Source organism: Herbaspirillum sp. LeCh32-8 (assembly GCF_017814915.1).
Lineage (GTDB): Bacteria > Pseudomonadota > Gammaproteobacteria > Burkholderiales > Burkholderiaceae_D > Herbaspirillum.
The window spans coordinates 110,977-129,509 of record NZ_JAGIPZ010000004.1 but is presented as its reverse complement, the minus strand read 5'-3'; the positions used below and the strand labels follow the sequence as shown (position 1 = coordinate 129,509).

The 18,533-nt window shown below is 66.0% G+C and carries 14 protein-coding genes and 2 pseudogenes; 8 read left to right on the top strand and 8 right to left on the bottom strand.

Annotated features, from left to right (window positions below; all coding sequences use genetic code 11):
• The 4 genes and pseudogenes from J8I26_RS09925 to aroQ all read right to left on the bottom strand — a co-directional run.
• Positions 1-1,022: pseudogene (locus J8I26_RS09925) on the bottom strand (hypothetical protein); the annotation flags it as partial.
• A 688-nt stretch (positions 1,023-1,710) separates the two neighbouring features.
• Positions 1,711-2,205 (bottom strand): Dps family protein, encoded by a 495-nt coding sequence (locus J8I26_RS09920; protein ID WP_209606658.1) that lies wholly within the window; start codon positions 2,203-2,205, stop codon positions 1,711-1,713.
• Between the two features lie 250 nt (positions 2,206-2,455).
• Positions 2,456-3,682: an MFS transporter gene (locus J8I26_RS09915; protein WP_209606656.1), complete on the bottom strand. Its 1,227-nt coding sequence runs from the start codon at positions 3,680-3,682 to the stop codon at positions 2,456-2,458.
• Positions 3,683-3,844: 162 nt separating this feature from the next.
• Positions 3,845-4,426, bottom strand: coding sequence for a gamma subclass chorismate mutase AroQ (aroQ, locus tag J8I26_RS09910; protein WP_245200244.1), 582 nt, complete (start codon positions 4,424-4,426; stop codon positions 3,845-3,847).
• Between the two features lie 154 nt (positions 4,427-4,580).
• Here aroQ and J8I26_RS09905 point away from each other — a divergent pair, with 154 nt between their 5' ends.
• Entirely contained in the window at positions 4,581-6,857 is a 2,277-nt protein-coding gene (locus tag J8I26_RS09905) for a UvrD-helicase domain-containing protein (protein WP_209606655.1), read from the top strand.
• 114 nt (positions 6,858-6,971) lie between these two features.
• Here J8I26_RS09905 and J8I26_RS09900 read toward each other — a convergent pair whose 3' ends face one another.
• The 4 genes from J8I26_RS09900 to J8I26_RS09885 all read right to left on the bottom strand — a co-directional run bounded on the left by J8I26_RS09900 (position 6,972) and on the right by J8I26_RS09885 (position 9,926).
• Positions 6,972-7,415, bottom strand: a complete 444-nt coding sequence (locus tag J8I26_RS09900; protein ID WP_209606653.1) for an acetyltransferase — start codon at positions 7,413-7,415, stop codon at positions 6,972-6,974.
• Between the two features lie 45 nt (positions 7,416-7,460).
• Positions 7,461-7,811 carry a hypothetical protein gene (locus J8I26_RS09895; RefSeq protein WP_209606651.1) on the bottom strand — a complete coding sequence of 117 codons (351 nt, stop codon included), beginning with the start codon at positions 7,809-7,811 and terminating at the stop codon, positions 7,461-7,463.
• A 165-nt stretch (positions 7,812-7,976) separates the two neighbouring features.
• Positions 7,977-8,882 carry a carbohydrate kinase gene (locus tag J8I26_RS09890; RefSeq protein ID WP_209606650.1) on the bottom strand — a complete coding sequence of 302 codons (906 nt, stop codon included), beginning with the start codon at positions 8,880-8,882 and terminating at the stop codon, positions 7,977-7,979.
• 81 nt (positions 8,883-8,963) lie between these two features.
• Entirely contained in the window at positions 8,964-9,926 is a 963-nt protein-coding gene (locus tag J8I26_RS09885) for a sugar-binding transcriptional regulator (protein ID WP_209606994.1), read from the bottom strand.
• 277 nt (positions 9,927-10,203) lie between these two features.
• Between J8I26_RS09885 and J8I26_RS09880 the strand changes: the two genes are divergently transcribed.
• From J8I26_RS09880 to xylB, 7 genes and pseudogenes are all read left to right on the top strand, one after another.
• Positions 10,204-11,541 carry a sugar ABC transporter substrate-binding protein gene (locus tag J8I26_RS09880; RefSeq protein ID WP_209606648.1) on the top strand — a complete coding sequence of 446 codons (1,338 nt, stop codon included), beginning with the start codon at positions 10,204-10,206 and terminating at the stop codon, positions 11,539-11,541.
• Between the two features lie 264 nt (positions 11,542-11,805).
• On the top strand, positions 11,806-12,714 hold the full coding sequence (locus J8I26_RS09875) for a sugar ABC transporter permease (protein ID WP_245200254.1): 909 nt from the start codon (positions 11,806-11,808) through the stop codon (positions 12,712-12,714).
• A gap of 32 nt (positions 12,715-12,746) precedes the next feature.
• Positions 12,747-13,526, top strand: a pseudogene (locus tag J8I26_RS09870) (carbohydrate ABC transporter permease); the annotation flags it as partial.
• Entirely contained in the window at positions 13,526-14,251 is a 726-nt protein-coding gene (locus J8I26_RS09865; protein ID WP_209606641.1) for an HAD-IA family hydrolase, read from the top strand. The pseudogene J8I26_RS09870 and the gene J8I26_RS09865, both read left to right, overlap by 1 nt.
• A gap of 58 nt (positions 14,252-14,309) precedes the next feature.
• Positions 14,310-15,425: a sn-glycerol-3-phosphate ABC transporter ATP-binding protein UgpC gene (ugpC, locus tag J8I26_RS09860; RefSeq protein WP_209606638.1), complete on the top strand. Its 1,116-nt coding sequence runs from the start codon at positions 14,310-14,312 to the stop codon at positions 15,423-15,425.
• A gap of 70 nt (positions 15,426-15,495) precedes the next feature.
• Positions 15,496-16,935 carry a D-arabinitol 4-dehydrogenase gene (dalD, locus tag J8I26_RS09855; RefSeq protein WP_209606637.1) on the top strand — a complete coding sequence of 480 codons (1,440 nt, stop codon included), beginning with the start codon at positions 15,496-15,498 and terminating at the stop codon, positions 16,933-16,935.
• A 61-nt stretch (positions 16,936-16,996) separates the two neighbouring features.
• Positions 16,997-18,469 carry a xylulokinase gene (xylB, locus tag J8I26_RS09850; protein WP_209606635.1) on the top strand — a complete coding sequence of 491 codons (1,473 nt, stop codon included), beginning with the start codon at positions 16,997-16,999 and terminating at the stop codon, positions 18,467-18,469.
• The last annotated feature ends 64 nt before the right edge of the window (positions 18,470-18,533 follow it).

Below are 18,533 nucleotides of genomic sequence, written 5' to 3'. Positions count from 1 at the left end.
GCCGTTGCCGCAGCGCCGGACGCCAGTGCATTGGCGCCGCTGGCCGTGGCATTCAAGCCGAAGGCGCTGGCCGAGTTACCCGTGGCCTGCGCGCTCGCACCCACTGCGGTCGTATTGGTGACCGTGCCTGAGCCGGAGACGCCGGACACTGCGCTGCTGCCGATGGCGACGCTGCCGCTGTTGTAGGCGTTGGCGCTGGCGCCAAGCGCTGCGGCATTCGCGCCTGCCGCGCTGGCGGCGGAGCCTACTGCGGTGCCGGCGCTGCCGGCGGCTGACGCTGACGTGCCCACTGCCGTCGCCCCTGTGGCGGAAGCCGTCGACAGCGAACCCGCCGCCAATGCGTTGGCGGCACTGGCGTTCGCATTCACGCCGAGAGCGCTGGAGAGACCACCTGTTGCGCGCGAGCCGGCGCCCACCGCGACATCGTACTGCTGGCCACCGGCGTTGACGCCGGCCACCGCGTTATTGCCCAGCGCGACCGAGCTCAGTCCGTATGCCTGCGCACCCGCACCGCCGGCCAGCGCTGCGCCGCCCGAGGCCTGAGCGGCTGTACCCACCGCCGTGGCCGCATTGCCTGAGGCCGCTGCACCGTTGCCGACGGCCGCCGTACTCGTTCCGCTGGCGACCGCATTCACGCCAAAGGCGCTCGACGCGTTGCCGGTGGCCTGTGCGCCTGCGCCCACCGCCGTTGTATTGGCTACCGTGCCTGAGCCGGAGACGCCGGAGACCGCGTTGCTGCCGATGGCGATGCTGCCGCTGTTGTATGCCGCGGCGCTGCTGCCGCCGGCGAAGGCATTGCTGCCCGCCGCCGTGGCTGCGGTGCCGATGGCAGTGGCTGAGGTGCCGGATGCCGACGCCGAATGCCCGATGGCGGTGGCATTGGAGGCGGACGCGCTGCTGCTGGCGCCGACCGCGATGGCAAAGACGTCGGAGGCGGTTGCGGTATAGCCGTCACCCGGCGCGACTGCAACGCTGGCCGTTCCGGTGGCGTTTGATCCGGTGCCGACATTGGTGGCTGCCAATCCTGCGGCAGGACTGCACAGCAAGAGAGGGTAGGCGATATGAACCCAGGAGCATGCCGAATCGCGTGACTGCCTGGGTACATCCTTGTTCGAATTTTTTGGTACTACCTTACTGATGGAGCGACGACCCGTACGCTGTGACATGGAAAATTTTTTCCACATAACACCCCCGCGTGGCGTTAGCTCCCTCCCCTGTAAAGATGGCTATTTTTTATTGCCAGTTCTTGACCCGTTCTTGTCGATTTATTTTTCTTCAACGCCGTTAATCCTGCATTAAATAAAATAAATTCAATTTAATAATATAAAAAGTTCTGAGGAAATCGAATAATTTCTAAGTTTCGTAAATTTTACGTAGTTCTACATTGAGCAATATCGTCAGACAGGCACGCCCCTTCAATTGAATTAATTGATCTTCTTTTTTTCTCGATAGCGTGCGAGGCAAAGGCTTGAATCCCCGTGCTGCATTGCGGAGGGGAGACGCACCATTCTCGTCAGACGTTTCGCATCGGCCGGCTGCGCTGCCTTTCAACACAGATGAGGGTAGGATGCCGCGACGGCATCGGCATCGGGATCGGCATCGGGATTGCGATCGAGGCCGCGCGCCGATGCCGATACGATGAGAAATGACGGACGCAAAAAAGCCACCCCGAAGGGTGGCTTTTTTATGTGGTGCGGCAGGTCGCGAAGATCAGCCTTCCAGCAGGCTGCGCAGCATCCATGCGTTCTTTTCGTGCAGCTGCATGCGCTGGGTCAGCAGGTCGGCGGTCGGTTCGTCGGCGGCGGCATCCACGGCCGGGAAGATCGAGCGCGCGGTGCGGGTGACGGCTTCCTGGCCGGCCACCAGCTGGGCGATCATTTCCTGCGCGTTGGGCACGCCGTCCGCTTCGGGGATCGACGACAGTTTGGCGAATTCCTTGTACGAACCCGGCGCCGGGTAGCCCAGCGCGCGGATGCGTTCGGCGATCAGGTCAACCGCGGTGGCCAGCTCGGTGTATTGGCCTTCGAACATCAGGTGCAGGGTGTTGAACATCGGACCGGTCACGTTCCAGTGGAAGTTGTGGGTCTTCAGGTACAAGGTGTAGGAGTCGGCCAGCAGTTTGGACAGGCCGTCAGCGATCTTCTTGCGGTCCTTGTCGTTGATGCCGATGTTGATCGAGGGGGCTGCAGCGTTCTTCTTTGCCATCTTTCACTCCTTGAGGATGTTTGGTTTTTCGTAAGCGGGTGAAACAACATCGCGATTCTATTGCAAATCGCGCGCAGTGGACTCTGCCGATGCGACTGTATTGCACAGGTACTGATTACAGAGATGGGGCGGGCGTTCCGCATTTCAACCGCTTTGAGCGCAAATCCGGTGCACAAAATGGCGATGGGGCCGATAGCGGCATGGCTATCGGCCCCATCGTGCAAGGGCGTTGCAGCGGATCAGCCGGCCATTACGACGGCGCGCGCTGCTGGGCGCTACGGAACAGCGAGAGCGACAGCGCCACCGCGCCGATGGCGGCAATCGCGGCGAACAGGAACACCTGCGGATAGCCCAGCTGGCCGGCGATGGCGCCGGCCAGCGGACCGGTCACGCCCAGCGCCAGGTCGAGGAATACCGAGTAGGCCGCCAGCGCCGCGCCGCGGTTGGAGGCCGGCACCAGGTTGACCGCTTCCACACCCAGCGAGGGGAACACCAGCGCAAAGCCGAAGCCGGCCAGGGCCGCGCCCAGCAAGGCCACTTCCGGCGTCATGGCGACCCACAGCAGCAGTAGGCCCACGGCTTCGGTGATGAAGCACATGATCGCCACGCGGTAGCCGCCGAAGCGGTTGATGGCGTTGGCGAACAGCAGGCGCGCGCCGACGAAGGCGCTGGAGAAGGCGGTCAAGGCAAAGGCTGCGCCGCTCCAGTGCTGGTCGGCGTAATACAGCGTGATGAAGGTGGCGATCGAACCGAAGCCAATGGTGCCGAAGGCCAGGCCCATGCCATAGGCGAACACGCGGCGCAGCACCAGCTTGAAGGGTAGCTTCTCGCCCGGGATCACCGGCGTCACCGGGCCGCCGCGGGCCAGCGCGTAGCCGAGGATGGTCAGCAGCATGCCGGCCAGGCCGATCACGGCAAATCCCAACGAACGGTCCAGCACCACGCCCAGCGGCGCGCCGATGGCCAGCGCCGAGTAGGTGGCGATGCCGTTCCAAGAGATCATCTTGGCGGTGTTCTCCGAGCCCACGCGGCCCACGCCCCACATGATGGCGCCGGTGCCGACCAGGCTTTCGCCCAGGCCCAGCAATGCGCGGCTGGCGAACAGCAGCACCAGGCTCAGGAAGGGCAGCGGCTGCGCCAGCGCAGCCAGCATGAGCAGCCCGCTGCTGCCGGCGCACAGCAGCATGCCGCGCATGACGGTCTGCTTGGGGCCGACGGTGTCGATCATGCGGCCGGCGTTGGCGCGGCTGACGAAGGTGGCGAAGTACTGGATGCTGATACCCAGCCCGGCCACCACGGCGCTATAGCCGAGGTCGAGGTGGATATAGCCCGGCAGCACCGCCATCGGGATGCCGATGGCCAGGTACACCAGGAAGGTGAAGAATGCGGTGGCAAGGATCTGCTGCGTTACTTTGGCAGGCGTCAGCGGACGCGCCGGCACGGCGCCGGAGCTGGGACTACAGGAATCGTCGGACATGGTGGGGGAATTCGGAATGAAGACGCTGCGCGCGCGGATGTGCGCGTGAACAGCCAGACGAATTTTACTCCCGCCAAGAATTTGCTGCAGGACAGCAAAGACTTTTGCGTTCTTTGTATTTGCGCGACGATGGCACTTTGGCAAGCCTGCCGGCCGACGGCCCTACTTGCCGCAGCGCAGCGCCGCGATCGCGCGGTTCTGCACCGGCGGCGCATAGTCGGCGCCGAGAATCTCCGGCGCCAGCTCATCGAGCGCGCCCATCACTTCCGGATCGCACCAGCGGCCCTTGAGCCTGGCCAGCGCCGCCAGCAGTTCAGGCGTCAGGCGGTCCAGCACCGGACGCACCTCATGCGCCAGATCGGGGGGATTGGGGAACGGCGGGCGTCGCTCGATTTTCCACAGCCGGTGCAGGTCGCGCTGCACGATCTTGCCGGCGTCGAACTGATCCTGGAAGAAACGGCGCGCCCATGGCGCATCCAGCCCCATCGCTTGCGCGCGGCCGGCGACGTCATCGAGAATCGCCTGCTCACGCGCCGGATCATCGATGGGCGCATGCGAATTCCATTTGCTGCGCGCCACCGGCGCGGCCACGTCCAGCCGGGTCTTCTGCAGCGACAGCAGCTGGCCGACATCGGTGCGCACCGATGCCGGCGGCGTGGGCGGCGCCGACGCGCAGGCGGTCAACAGCAGGGCGGCGGAGCAGGACAGGGCGAATCGCAGGAAAGACATGGCGCGGATGAGCATGGTGGTGGTGGTTGATCGGGCCCGGCCGCGCGGGTGCACGTGCCGGGTTGCCGGCGAGTATAGCCTGCCGCCGACATCATATGGAGCGGCCTGCTGCAGGCTTTGAGCAAGGCTTGAGTCGCAGTCCCGCGCCCGGCCGACTTATAATCTCGGGATGCAAAACCTTCTCCACAATCTGAACGAAGAGCAGCTCGCCGCCGTCACGCTGCCCGCCCAGTCCGCGCTGATCCTGGCCGGCGCCGGTTCCGGCAAGACCCGCGTGCTGACCACCCGCATCGCCTGGCTGGTGCAGACCGGGCAGATCTCGCCCGCCGGCATCCTGGCCGTGACCTTCACCAACAAGGCCGCCAAGGAAATGACCGCGCGCCTGTCGGCCATGCTGCCCATCAATACCCGCGGCATGTGGATCGGCACCTTCCACGGCATCTGTAACCGCCTGCTGCGCGCGCACCACAAGGACGCGGCGCTGCCGCAGACCTTCCAGATCCTCGACTCGCAGGACCAGCTCTCGGCCATCAAGCGTCTGTTGAAGCAGATGAACGTGGACGATGAAAAATACCCCGCGCGCAACCTGATGTACTTCATCAACAGCGCCAAGGACCAGGGCCTGCGCGCGCAGGACGTGGAGGCGCACGACGACTACAACCGCAAGTTCGGCGAGCTCTATGAGCTGTACGACCAGCAATGCCAGCGCGAAGGCGTGGTCGACTTCGCCGAGCTGCTGCTGCGCACCTACGAGCTGCTCACGCGCAACCAGCCGTTGCGCGAGCACTACCAGGCGCGCTTCCGCCACATCCTGGTGGACGAGTTTCAGGACACCAACGACCTGCAATACAAATGGTTGAAGCTCATGGCCGGCCCCCACAACGCGGTGTTCGCGGTGGGCGACGACGACCAGAGCATCTACGCCTTCCGCGGCGCCAACGTGGGCAACATGTCGGCCTTCGAGCGCGAGTTCCGCGTGCAGAACCTGATCAAGCTGGAGCAGAACTACCGCTCGCACGGCCACATCCTCGACGCCGCCAACGAGCTGATCTCCAACAACAGCAAGCGCCTGGGCAAGAACCTGCGCACCGACGCCGGCCACGGCGAGCAGGTGCGCGTGTATGAGGCCACCAGCGACCTGCAGGAAGCGCAGTGGATCATCGAGCAGGTGAAGGACCTGATCGCCGAAGGCTGGAGCCGCAGCGAGATCGCGATCCTGTATCGCTCCAACGCGCAGTCGCGGGTGCTGGAGCACGCGCTGTTCAGCTCGGCGATTCCATATCGCGTCTACGGCGGCCAGCGCTTCTTCGAGCGCGCCGAAATCAAGCACGCGATCGCCTATCTGCAGCTGATGGACAACCTGCACAACGACTCGGCCTTCCTGCGCGTGGTGAACTTCCCTACGCGCGGCATCGGCGCCAAGGCGATGGAGTCGCTGCAGGATGCGGCGCGCCAGTACAACTGCTCGCTCTACGCCGCCGTGCCCTATGTAGCCGGCAAGGCCGGATCGTCGCTGAACGCCTTCGTCAAGCTGATCGAAGGCGCGCGCTTCGAGACCCAGCACCTGCCGCTGCCGGAGACGGTGAAGATCACATTGGAGCTGTCCGGCCTGCTCGAGCATTACCGCAACGAGAAAGAAGGCGCCGACCGTATCGAAAACCTGGAGCAGCTGGTCAGCGCGGCGACGCTGTTCGTCTCCGAAGAAGGCTACGGCCTGGATGCGCCGGCCTTCCTCGGACCCCAGGCGCAGGCTGCCGCCGGCACCGCCATCACCACCGGCGACGGCGTGGAAATCATCGACGCCGATGCCTCGCTGGTGACCATCATGTCGCCGCTGTCGGCCTTCCTCTCGCACGCTTCGCTGGAAGCCGGCGACAACCAGGCGCAGGCCGGCCAGGACGCGCTGCAGCTGATGACGGTGCACTCGGCCAAGGGCCTGGAGTTCGACGCGGTGTTCATCACCGGTCTGGAAGAAGGCCTGTTCCCGCACGAGAACAGCGCCAAGGAAGAAGGCGGCGTGGAAGAAGAGCGCCGCCTGATGTACGTGGCCATCACGCGCGCCAGGAAGCGCCTCTTCATCACCTTCTCGCAGACCCGCATGCTGCACGGCCAGACCCGCTACAACATGCGCTCGCGCTTCTTCGACGAGCTGCCGGAGGAGGCCATCAAGTGGCTTTCGCCCAAGGTGCAGCAGCACAACTGGTTCGCCAATCCGAAGTCGGCCTGGGACGAAGTGCCGGAGTCGGGCAACAACAAGATCGCGCAGAGCTTCACCCGATCGGACTCGGGCTGGCGCATCGGCCAGAACGTGGCGCACGCCAAGTTCGGCGAGGGCGTGATCGTCAACATCGAAGGCGGTGGCGGCGCCAGCCGCGCGCACATCAACTTCGGCAAGTTCGGCATGAAGCTGCTGGATCTGTCGGTGGCCAAGCTCGACAAGATCTGAGCTGCGCCGCAAAGCAAAAGCCCGCTGCAGAAATGCATGCGGGCTTTTTCTCTTTCTCCGTCGTCCCGGGGTTCTTGTTCAAGTGAACCCGGAGCGCGTTGCCGCCGCTGGCCGCTATGGCGCCAAGCTGCAGCGCAAATGGATCAGCGGATAGGCGCGCCCTTGTCCGTCCAGCGTTGAGCGCCCGGTCTCGGTGAAGCCCAGGCGCAGGTAAAAGCCGACCGCTTGCGCGTTCTGTTCATTGACGTCGGTTTCCAGTACCGGGTGTAGCGCCAGCGCGTGCGCCACCAGCGCGCTGCCGATGCCGCGTCCGTGATGCGCCGGCTCGATGAAGAGTGCTTCCATCTTCGCGCCGTCCAGCAGCATGAAGCCCAGCGCCACGTCGCGTTCGTCAGTGGCCAGCCAGAGCGGGGCGGCGGGGAGGAAGCCGCGTACGTCCTGCTCGATGGCGGCGCGGTCGGCTGGCGCAAGGAAATCGTGGGTGGCGTCTACGGCAAGACGCCAGATCTCGACGACTCGCGGGCCGTCTTCAGGGCGGGAAGGGCGTATTGTGTGCATGCGCGCGAGGATACGTTTCGCCTCCCGCGTTGGCAATCGCGGCGCTTACTTGCCGGACGCGACAACCTGCCGTTGCTGCCAGCGCATGCGCGCGATCTTGGGTGTAGCGGGCACGATCTTGCGCGCCGGCGATGACCGCGCGGGGGAACGTGCCGGTCGCTGCATTACTGTCGCCTCGGGCAATGCGTCGGTATCCGACAGCGCCATGTCCTGCATGGCGCGATACGCCTGGATGGCGTGCTCCCTGGCTTGCGGCGACAGCGCAGGAGAGCGCGCGGCGGGCGTGTGGAGTGCGGACAGCCGGCGCAACTTGCGGGAGCGCTTCGCGCTGGCCTGCAGCAAGCCGCATGCTGTCGCCAGCGCAAGCGCGCCGACGATCAGTAACAGGAGATACATGGTGGGCCTCGATGGGACGCAATGTGATGAGGCCATTATCGACATCCGGCATCGGGCGGAATATAAGAAAATCCTCAAAAGCAGAAACGGCGCGCACCGCCGGCCGCAATCTTGTCGCCATCGCCACGCCTGCGCTGTCTGAGCTTTTTGCGATTCTCCGCGTGTTCAACCGCGTTTGATCAGCGCCTGCACTTCGTCCCAGGTGGCCGCATATGCGCCGGCTTTGGCGGCCGCCAAAGCAGCGTCGGCCGCCGCGCATTGCAGGTGAACCTGCGGCGGCGCATCGGGCTGGCGCAACTGGCTGGCGATCCAGCCGCCCATGGAGGCATCGCCGCAGCCGACGGTGTCGACCACCTCCACCTTGTAGGAAGACTGTTCGATCACCTGTTCGTCCTTGTGCAGGCGCATGCCCTGCGCGCCCAGCGTGAGCAGGATCTCGGCGCGCGGGGCCATGGCGCGCAGCGTCGCGAAGGCGTTGGCGTCGCCGGGGAAGAGGCGCTCCAAGTCTTCGTCCGAGACCTTCACGTAATGCGCCAGGGCCAGCATCTCGCGTAGCAGGATGCGGTAGGAGGGGCTATCCATCAGCTTGCGCCAGTTGGGGTCGAAGGCGATCTTCTTGCCGCGCATGGCGGCCAGCTGCGCCACCTGCAACAGGCGCGAGGCCAACGGTTCGCGCGCCAGGCTGATGCAGCCGAAATGCAGCACGCGCGCCTGGTCCATCCAGCCGGCCGGCAGTCGTTCCGGGTCGAAGTGCAGGTCGGCGCTGTCGTCGCCGATGAAGAAATAATCGGGAGGAGTGGTGGAGGTGACCATGGCCAGCAGCGGCGCTTTTGCATGCTGCTGGGTGAAGCGCATGTCCAGCCCGGCCTCTCGCGTGAGCGTGTACAGCTCCTGGCCGAACACGTCGCTGCTGACGCTGCCGGCGTAGCCGGTGGCCACGCCCAGGCGCGCCGCGGCGCGCGCCACGTTCCAGCAGGCGCCGCCGGGGATGGCGCGCCATTGGCCGTCGGGCTGGCGGATGAAGTCGGTGAGGGCTTCGCCGAAGACGACGAATTCTGCGGGTCGGGTCATGCGGTGTCTCCGTAGTCGGTCGCGCCTCTTGCGGGCCGGCCTGGTTCAGCTGCGTTCAGTTGTCGTTGTCTTCAGGCGTCTTCAGTCTTCAAGCGCGCGACGGGCGCAGACCTCGTCGGTCACCAGGCCGGTCAGCCAGCCGCCGCGCAGCGCCGCGCGCACCGCGTCGGCCTTCTTGCTGCCGCCGGCCAGCGCGATCACCGGGCGTTGCGGCTTGGCTGACAGCGGCGGCGTGGTCACGCGCGCGGCCAGCGAGGACGGCAGGATGCGGCCGTCGCGGTCGAACGCGTGGCAGATCATTTCTCCCACCGCGCCTTGCCGCTGCAGTTGCGCGACTTCGTCGTCGTCGATGAAGCCGTCTTCGTGCATCGCGCCTTGCAGCGCGATGGTGCCGATGCCGAGGAAGGTGATGTCGGCGCGCTCGGCCAGGCCGGTCACGATCTTGTAGGCGCGGTGGTTGCACCACTGCTGGCGGTCGCTCTCGCTTTCGGCCACGCGCGGCGCCGGCAGCAAGTAGAAGCGCGCTCGCAGCTTTTCGGCCGCCTGCAGCGCGACGTCATAGCGGTTGGCCGAGCCGTCCGAGGCGAAGGCGCCGATCATCGACACGATCTGGTGCTGCGGTCGTTCCATCTCGCTGATCTTTTCGATGGCGGCCTTGAGGGTGCGGCCGGAGCCGACGTTGACCACCAGCGGCGCCTCGGAGCTGAGGTACTGCTCCATCAGTTCGGCGCCGGCCACGGCCAGCATCTGCTGCATTTCCTGCGATTCGTGGGGATTGTCGGCGCCGCCCGCGCCGGGCACCACGCGGCAGACCTCCAGCCCGTAGCGCGCCTGCAGGCCCTGTGCCAGTTCCAGGCAGGACGAGACGGGATGCGTGATCTGCACCTTCACCAGGTTGGCGTCGGTGGCGTAGGCCACCATGCGCTGCGCCATCTGGCGCGAGATGCCGAGCCGCTCGGCAATTTCGTTCTGGGTGTTGCCGGCGACGTAGTACATCCAGGCGGCGCGCGCCGCCAGGTCGAGTTTGGATGTGCCTGAAGACATGTTCTCCTCGCGTGCCGCGGCATGGGCGGCATCCTTGTTGTCGGTGGGGTGGGTGGCCGCCATTGTACGGCGGCGCATGCATGCCATTATTCCTAAAAATGGGCATTTGCTCAATGATGTTACAAATGCTTGACATCGATCCGGAGATGTCTGATTATTTGCTCACAAAAATACTAATTGCTCAAAAATCAGCCGATCCGGACGTGCAGCAGCGTGGCGAAAGCCGCGCCAGGCCACCAGGAGCGCGACCGACGGCAAACAACATTCGGAGACAAGCATGCGTACCATCGCTTCAAGCAGCGTTCGCTTCACCCTGGCCGCGGCCGCCGTATCTGCCCTGTTCCTGTCGGGCGTCGCCCGCGCCGAGCCGGTCACGATCAACATTGCGTCGATCAACAACCCCGACATGATCGAGCTGCAAAAGCTGGCCCCGCAGTTCGAAAAAGCCAATCCCGACATCAAGCTGCGCTGGGTCACGATGGAAGAAAGCGTGCTGCGCCAGCGCCTGACCACCGACATCGCCACCAACAGCGGCCAGTTCGACCTGATGACCATCGGCGCGTATGAAGCGCCGATCTGGGCCAAGAAGGGCTGGCTGGCGCCGATGAGCGGCCTGCCGGCGGACTACGACGAAGCCGACCTGATCAAGCCGGTGCGCGAGGGCCTGTCGGTGGACGGCAAGCTGTACGCGCTGCCGTTCTACGCCGAAAGCTCGATGACCTACTACCGCAAGGATCTGTTCGAGCAGAAGAAGCTGACCATGCCCGAGCGCCCGACCTGGGACGAAGTCGCCAAGCTGGCGGCGCAGCTGCATGACCCGGCCAAGGGCGTGTACGGCATCTGCCTGCGCGGTCGCGCCGGCTGGGGCGAGAACATGGCCATCATCACCACCATGGCCAACGCCTGGGGCGGCCGCTGGTTCGACGAGAAGTGGCAGCCGCAGTTGTCGTCCCCGGAGTGGAAGAAGTCGGTCGCCTTCTACGTCGACCTGATGCGCAAGTACGCTCCACCGGGCGCCAGCTCCAACGGTTTCAATGAAAACCTGGTGCTGTTCTCCAGCGGCAAGTGCGGCATGTGGGTTGACGCCACCGTCGCCGCCGGCATGATCTATCACGGCAAGGATTCCAAGGTCTCCGACAAGACCGCCTTCGCACCGGCGCCGTCGGCCGCCACCGACAAGGGTTCGCACTGGTTGTGGATCTGGTCGCTGGCGGTGCCCAAGTCGTCCAAGTCGCAGGACGCGGCCAGGAAGTTTGCCGCCTGGGCCACCTCCAAGGAATACATCAAGCTGGTCGCCAAGGACAGCGGCTGGGCGCTGGTGCCGCCGGGTACCCGCACCTCGACCTACGCCTCGGCCGACTACAAGAAGGTGTCGCCGTTCTCGGACTTCGTGCTTGATGCGATCCAGACTGCGGACGCCAACAACCCGACCGTCAAGCCGGTGCCGTATACCGGCGTGCAGTTCGCGACCATTCCGGAGTTCCAGTCGATCGGCACCGTCACCGGCCAGGCCATCGCCGGTGCGCTGACCGGCAAGACCACCTCGGATGCGGCGCTGGATGCGTCGCAGGCGCAGGCGGTGCGCATGATGCGCCAGGGTCGCTACATCAAGTAATCCCGGCCAGGCTGTTGTGAACGTCGCGCCCTGCGGGGCGCGGCTCGCGCAGTTCCCGCCCACGCGGCGCGCCGGCTCTTGCCGTTTCTTGTCTTTTCTCGCGGCGGCGCGCCGCATCGTCCTCCCGGTCGCTCAAGCGCACCGGCCCGAACCAGCGAGGCCGCCATGTCATCGATCCATCCATCCCGTCCTCTCGATACGCCCAGCATGCAGAGCTCATCGACTCCATCCCGTTCGTCGCCGTCGTCATCGTCATCGCCGGCGATGAAGGCCAAAGCCGCCGGCCGCGCCGGCGCGCCCCAGCGCTTCAATCCGATCCGCCTGCTGCAAGCGCCGTCGGTGCTGATCCTCCTGGCCTGGATGATCGTACCGCTGGCCATGACCATCTATTTCTCGGTCAATCGCTACAACCTGATGGCGCCCGACCAGACCGGTTTTGTCGGCCTGGAAAACTACATCTTCCTGCTGGAGGACCCGGCCTTCTGGCCCTCCATCGGCAACACCGCGCTGCTGATCGGCTCGGTGCTGGCCATCAGCGTGATCGGCGGCACCCTGCTGGCGGTGCTGTTCGACCAACCCTTCCGCGGCCGCGGCATCGCGCGCCTGCTGGTGATCGGCCCGTTCTTCGTGATGCCCACCGTGGCCGCGCTGATCTGGAAGAACATGATCATGCACCCGGTCTACGGCATGCTGGCCTTCGTGATGCGCCACCTCGGCATGGAGCCGATCGACTGGCTGGCGCAGTACCCGATGTTCTCGGTGATCGTGATCGTGGCCTGGCAGTGGATTCCGTTCGCCTTCCTGATCCTCCTTACTGCGCTGCAGTCGCTCGACACCGACCAGAAGGAGGCCGCCCAGCTGGACGGCGCGGGGCCTATCCGCATCTTCTTCTACATCGTGCTGCCGCACCTCAAGCGCGCCATCACGGTGGTGATCATGATCGAGACCATCTTCCTGCTCTCCGTCTTCGCCGAGATCTTCACCACCACCGCCGGCGGGCCCGGCACCGAGACCACCAACCTGACCTTCCTGGTCTACGCCATCGGCCTGCAGCAGTTCGACATCGGCATCGCCTCGGCCGGCGGCATCTTCGCCGTGGTGCTGGCCAACATCGTGTCCTTCTTCCTGGTGCGCATGCTGGCCAAGAACCTCAAAGGAGTGAACGAGAAATGAGCGATCAAAAGAAAAGCCCCTGGTGGGTCGCGGTGCTGGGCTGGGCCTGCGCCATCATCCTGTTCTTCCCGATCTTCTGGGTCGCCATCACTGCCTTCAAGAACGAGCACCAGGCCTACACGCCCACGCTGTTCTTCCTGCCCACGCTGGACACCTTCCGCGAAGTCTTCGGCCGCAGCAACTACCTGGCCTATGTGCAGAATTCGCTGATCGTCTCGCTCGGCTCCGCCGTCGTCAGCCTGCTGCTGGCGGTGCCGGCGGCCTACTCGATGGCCTTCTTCCCGACCGGCCGCACCCAAAAGCTGCTGCTGTGGATGCTGTCGACCAAGATGATGCCGGCCGTCGGCGTGCTGATCCCGATCTACCTGATGGCCAAGAACACCGGCATGCTCGATACGGTGACCGGCCTGACCATCATCTACACGCTGATCAACCTGCCCATTGCGGTGTGGATGGCCTTCACCTACTTCAACGACGTGCCCAAGGAAATCCTGGAAGCGGCGCGCATCGACGGCGCCAACGCCTGGCAGGAGATGATCTACCTGCTGCTGCCCACCGCCATGCCCGGGCTGGCGTCGACCGCGCTGCTGCTGATCATCCTGTCATGGAACGAGGCCTTCTGGAGCCTCAACCTGACCAGCGTCAACGCCGCGCCGCTGACGGTGTTCATCGCCTCCTACTCCAATCCGGAAGGCTTGTTCTGGGCCAAGCTGTCGGCCGCCTCGCTGCTGGCGATCGCGCCCATCATGGCGCTCGGCTGGCTGGCGCAAAAGCAGTTGGTGCGCGGCCTGACCTTCGGGGCGGTGAAGTGATGATGGCGCGGCAACCGATCACGCACCTGGTGTGCGATTGCGACGGCGTGCTGCTCGACAGCGAAAGCATCGCGCTGCGCGTGCTGCATCGCGAACTGCTGCCGCTGTTGCCGGCGCTCCCGGGCGCGGCCGGCGCCGATGAAGAAGAAGCCCGCAGCGCAGCCCTGCACAGCGCCATCGCCAACCGCCTGGGCATGTACACCGACCTGCTGCTGGGCGAGCTCGACGCCGAGTTCGACTTGTCGCTGACCGCGCCGCAGATCGTGCGCATCCACGAGACCGTGGGCCGCGCCTGCGGCGACGAGGCGCAGCCGGTGCCGGGGATTGCCGAGGCCTTGCAGGCGATCCGCCTGCCGCGCGCGGTGGCCAGCAACAGCGATGCGCCGCGCATCGAGAACGGCCTGCGTCGTTGCGGCCTGTACGGCCAGTTCGAGGGCCGCATCTACAGCGCTCACGACGTCGGCAAGCCCAAGCCGGCGCCCGATGTCTACCTGGCTGCCGCGGCCGGCTTCGGTGTCGATCCCGAGCGTTGCGTGGCAATCGACGACAGCGTCACCGGCGTGCGCGCCGCCGCCGCCGCCGGCATGCACGTGCTGGGATTTACCGGCGTGGCGCACGACCGCAAGGCGATGGCGCGCCAACTCAAGGAAGCCGGCGCGCACAAGGTGTTCGACGACATGAGGCAGTTTCCCGAATTGATCTGCGAACTGATCTGGCTGCGCTGAGAGTCGCTGCGACTCTCGCGAAGTAAAAAACGAAATTGAAGAATCAAAGGAGAACGACATGGCAGCAGTCAGCATCAGAAACCTGGCCAAGCGCTACGAAGACAACGAAGTCATGCGCGACATCAACCTGGAGATCGACGACGGCGAGTTCGTGGTCTTCGTCGGTCCCTCGGGTTGCGGCAAGTCGACCCTGCTGCGCATGATTGCCGGTCTGGAAGACATCAGCGACGGCGACCTCGACATCGGCACGCGCCGCATGAACGACGTGCCGGCCTCCAAGCGCGGCGTGGCGATGGTGTTCCAGTCCTATGCGCTGTATCCGCACATGACCCTGTACGACAACATGGCCTTCGGCCTGAAGATCGCCGGCAAATCCAAGGCCGAGATCGACAGCGCCGTGCAGCACGCGGCGAAGATCCTGCACATCGATCACCTGCTGGACCGCAAGCCGCGCGCCTTGTCCGGCGGCCAGCGCCAGCGCGTGGCGATCGGCCGCGCCATCACGCGCCAACCCAGCGTGTTCCTGTTCGACGAGCCGCTGTCCAACCTCGACGCCGCGCTGCGCGTGAAGATGCGCCTGGAGTTCGCCAAGCTGCATGACGACCTGAAGACCACCATGATCTACGTCACCCACGACCAGATCGAGGCGATGACGCTGGCCGACAAGATCGTGGTGCTGTCAGAAGGCCGCATCGAGCAGGTCGGTTCGCCCCAGCAGCTCTACCATCATCCGGCCAATCGTTTCGTGGCCGGCTTCATCGGTTCGCCCAAGATGAACTTCATCGACGGCATGGTGGCTTCCGTGCAGGCCGACGGCGTGCTGGTGCAGTTGCCCGGCGGCGGCAGCCAGCTGGCGGCGGTCGACGGCACGGGCCTGCAGCCGGGCGAGAAGGTTACGCTGGGCGTGCGCCCGGAACACCTGAACATCGCGCAAGGGCAGGCGGCCTTGCAGGCGCGCTTCACCGCGCTGGAACTGCTGGGCGATTTTTCCTACCTGTACGCGGCCTATGACGGCGCCGACGAGGCATTGATCCTGCGCGTGCCCGACAGCCTGGAGCCGGCGCCGGGCAGCATGCTCGGCCTGGCCGCCGAACCGGTGCGCTGCCACCTGTTCCGCCAGGACGGCCAGGCCCTGCCGCGCCTGGCGGCGCCGGCGCAGGGCGCGTCGCACTGAGTGTTTCATCGCACGACGCACGCAAGCGATCACACGCATACCAAGCAAGCAAGAAAGAAGAGGACACGGCATGACAAGCTTTGCCACCACATCGGAGGCGCAACCGGACGACAGCCTGACCTGGCTGCACATCGGCGCGGGCTCCTTTCACCGCGCTCACCAGGCGGTGTACCTGAACCAGCTGCGCGAGAGCGGCGCCGACCGTCGCTGGCAGCTGGCGCTGGCCAACATCCGCGCCGACATGGGCCCCTTGCTGGACGCACTGGCGCGCCAGCAGGGCCAATACACGCTGGAGACGGTGACGCCGCAGGGCGAGCGCAGTTACCAGCGCATCGCCGCCATCGGCCGCATCATCCCCTGGGACGCGCAGCTGACCCAACTGATCGCCGCCGGCGCCGAGCAGCGCACGCGCGTGATTTCCTTCACGGTGACCGAAGGCGGCTATTACCTCGACCACCAGTTCCGACTCGACACCGCCAATCCCGACCTGGCTGAAGACCTGCGCTGCAAGCTCGACGGCAGCGGCCAGCCGCGCACCATTTACGGCGCCATCGCGGCGATCCTGCAGGCGCGCAGCGGCGCTCATCCGCAGGCGGCGCTGACGCTCTTGAACTGCGACAACCTGCGCCATAACGGCGAGCGCTTCCGCGACGGCCTGCTGCAGTTCCTGGCCCTGCGCGGCGAGACGCAACTGGCGCAGTGGGTGCAGGAGTTCACCACCAGCCCCAACGACATGGTCGACCGCATCACCCCGCGCCCGACCCCGGCCGTGGCCGCGCGCGTGAAGGCGGCCACCGGCGTCGACGATCCCTGCGCGCTGATGGGCGAGTCCTTCATCCAGTGGGTGGTCGAGGACGACTTCAAGGCCGGCCGTCCGCGCCTGGAGCAGGCCGGCGTGGAGATGGTGGCGTCGGTGCTGCCCTACGAGGAAGCCAAGATCCGTATCCTCAATGCCAGCCACAGCTGCATCGCCTGGGCCGGCACCCTAGCCGGCTTGCAGTACATTCATGAAGGCACCCTGCGCGACGACATCCGCCAGATGGCCCACGACTACGTGACGCAGGACGTGATCCCGTGCCTGACGCCCAGCCCGATCGACCTGGCGGCGTATCGCGACACCACGCTGGCGCGCTTTGGCAACCCGGCGATCCAGGACACCAACCAGCGCGTGGCCGCCGACGGTTACTCCAAGATCCCCGGCTTCATCCGTCCGACGCTGCAGGAGAGCCTGGCCGCCGGTCGCGCGCCGCGCGCCACCGCCGTGCTGCCGGCGCTGTTCTTCGTGTTCCTGCAGCGCTGGAACGCGGGCGCGCTGCCCTACGAGTACCAGGACGGCATCTTCGACCCGGCCGCCGCGCGCGCCATGCTGGGCGCGGCCGATCCGGTCAAGGCCTTCTGCGATGACAAGGTCTTGTGGGGCGAGCTGGCCGGCGACGAGCGCCTGCTGGCGTTAGTGCGCGAAGGCGTGGAGCGCGTCAATCTCTGGCTGGCCCGGCAGGGAAACAAATAAGCCGGCGATAGTTCAAAGGCATCATAGAATTGCCAACCAACAACGATAAAAGAGGAGCGCCATGTATCTTGGGATTGACCTGGGTACGTCGGAAGTCAAGGCGGTGGTGATCGGCGCCGACGGCGCCTTGCTGGCCTTGGCCGGCAGCGCGCTGAACGTGTCGCGGCTGCATCCGCGCTGGTCGGAGCAGGCCCCCGCCGACTGGTGGCAGGCCGCCTGCGACACCGTGGCCAAGCTGCGCGCGCAGCTGGGGAAAGAACAATTCTCGGGCGTGCGCGCCATCGGCCTGTCGGGCCAGATGCACGGCGCCGTATTGCTGGATAAGGATGATCAGGTGCTGCGCCCGGCGATCCTGTGGAGCGATTCGCGCAGCGCGCCGGAATGCGCCGAACTGACGCAGCGCGCACCGCGCCTGCACGGCATCGCCGGCAACCTGGCCATGCCCGGCTTCACCGCGCCCAAGCTCATGTGGGTGGCGCGCCATGAACCCGAGCTGTTCGCCCGCATCGCCACCGTGCTGCTGCCCAAGGACTGGCTGCGCCTGCAGATGACGGGCGGCAAGGTGTCCGACCCGTCGGACGCGGCCGGCACCCTGTGGCTGGACGTCGAGGGCCGCAACTGGTCCGACGAATTGCTGGCCGCCAGCGGCATGCGGCGCGACCAGATGCCGGCGCTGGTCGACGGCAGCGCGCCGTCCGGCACCTTGCTGCCGGCGGTGGCGCGCGCCTGGGGTTTGCGCGACGACGTGATCGTGGCCGGCGGCGCCGGCGATGGCGCGGCCAGCGCGGTGGGCATCGGCGCGGTCAATCCGGGCGACGGCTTCCTGTCGTTGGGCACCTCGGGCGTGCTGTTCGTGGTCAACGACCGCTTCCGCCCCAATCCCGCGCGCGCCATCCACGCGTTCTGCCACACGCTGCCGCAGCGCTGGCACCAGATGAGCGTGATGCTGTCGGCGGCGAGTTGCCTGCGCTGGTTCTGCCGGCTGTGCTCGGTGGACGAGAAGAGCCTGCTGGCGGAGATCGAGCAGCTCGACCATGAGCAGCGGGCCAACGCGCCCTTGTTCCTGCCCTACCTCTCGGGCGAGCGCACCCCGCACAACGACCCGTATGCCAGCGGCGTCTTCCACGGCCTGTCGCCGGAGCACCAGCGCGCCGCGCTCGGCTACGCGGTGCTCGAAGGCGTGGCCTTCGGCATGGTGGACGGGCTCGATGCCTTGCGTGCGGCCGGCACCGACGTCAGCCAGTTGTCGCTGGTGGGCGGCGGCGCGCGCAGCCCTTATTGGGCGCAGCTGCTGGCCGACGCGCTGGAGGTTGCCATTGTCACCCACGTGGGCAGCGAGGCCGGCGGGGCGATGGGCGCGGCGCGCCTGGCCTGGCTGGCCGACGGCGGCAGCGAAGCCGAGGTCTGCCGCAAGCCGGCGCAACAGGCCCGCTACCAGCCTGACGCGAATCGCCGGGAGGTGCTGCGTACGCGTTTGCGGCGCTATCGCGATGTCTATACGCCCTTTGCGCCCCTGCATGAGACGGCGGGCTGAGCGGTATGGGGCAACGCAAGGATGATGATTCGTGCCGATTGCGGTGCGGGCGGCGATTCAGGGC

Excerpts from the sequence above, each read along its gene's own strand:
- J8I26_RS09865 (WP_209606641.1), top strand. The coding sequence starts at position 13,526 with ATGATGGCGCGGCAACCGATCACGCACCTGGTGTGCGATTGCGACGGC.
- J8I26_RS09905 (WP_209606655.1), top strand. The coding sequence starts at position 4,581 with ATGCAAAACCTTCTCCACAATCTGAACGAAGAGCAGCTCGCCGCCGTC.
- J8I26_RS09880 (WP_209606648.1), top strand. The coding sequence starts at position 10,204 with ATGCGTACCATCGCTTCAAGCAGCGTTCGCTTCACCCTGGCCGCGGCC.
- ugpC (WP_209606638.1), top strand. The coding sequence starts at position 14,310 with ATGGCAGCAGTCAGCATCAGAAACCTGGCCAAGCGCTACGAAGACAAC.
- J8I26_RS09900 (WP_209606653.1), bottom strand. The coding sequence starts at position 7,415 with ATGCACACAATACGCCCTTCCCGCCCTGAAGACGGCCCGCGAGTCGTC.
- J8I26_RS09915 (WP_209606656.1), bottom strand. The coding sequence starts at position 3,682 with ATGTCCGACGATTCCTGTAGTCCCAGCTCCGGCGCCGTGCCGGCGCGT.
- J8I26_RS09885 (WP_209606994.1), bottom strand. The coding sequence starts at position 9,926 with ATGTCTTCAGGCACATCCAAACTCGACCTGGCGGCGCGCGCCGCCTGG.
- J8I26_RS09895 (WP_209606651.1), bottom strand. The coding sequence starts at position 7,811 with ATGTATCTCCTGTTACTGATCGTCGGCGCGCTTGCGCTGGCGACAGCA.
- xylB (WP_209606635.1), top strand. The coding sequence starts at position 16,997 with ATGTATCTTGGGATTGACCTGGGTACGTCGGAAGTCAAGGCGGTGGTG.
- J8I26_RS09890 (WP_209606650.1), bottom strand. The coding sequence starts at position 8,882 with ATGACCCGACCCGCAGAATTCGTCGTCTTCGGCGAAGCCCTCACCGAC.
- aroQ (WP_245200244.1), bottom strand. The coding sequence starts at position 4,426 with ATGCTCATCCGCGCCATGTCTTTCCTGCGATTCGCCCTGTCCTGCTCC.
- J8I26_RS09875 (WP_245200254.1), top strand. The coding sequence starts at position 11,806 with ATGAAGGCCAAAGCCGCCGGCCGCGCCGGCGCGCCCCAGCGCTTCAAT.
- J8I26_RS09920 (WP_209606658.1), bottom strand. The coding sequence starts at position 2,205 with ATGGCAAAGAAGAACGCTGCAGCCCCCTCGATCAACATCGGCATCAAC.
- dalD (WP_209606637.1), top strand. The coding sequence starts at position 15,496 with ATGACAAGCTTTGCCACCACATCGGAGGCGCAACCGGACGACAGCCTG.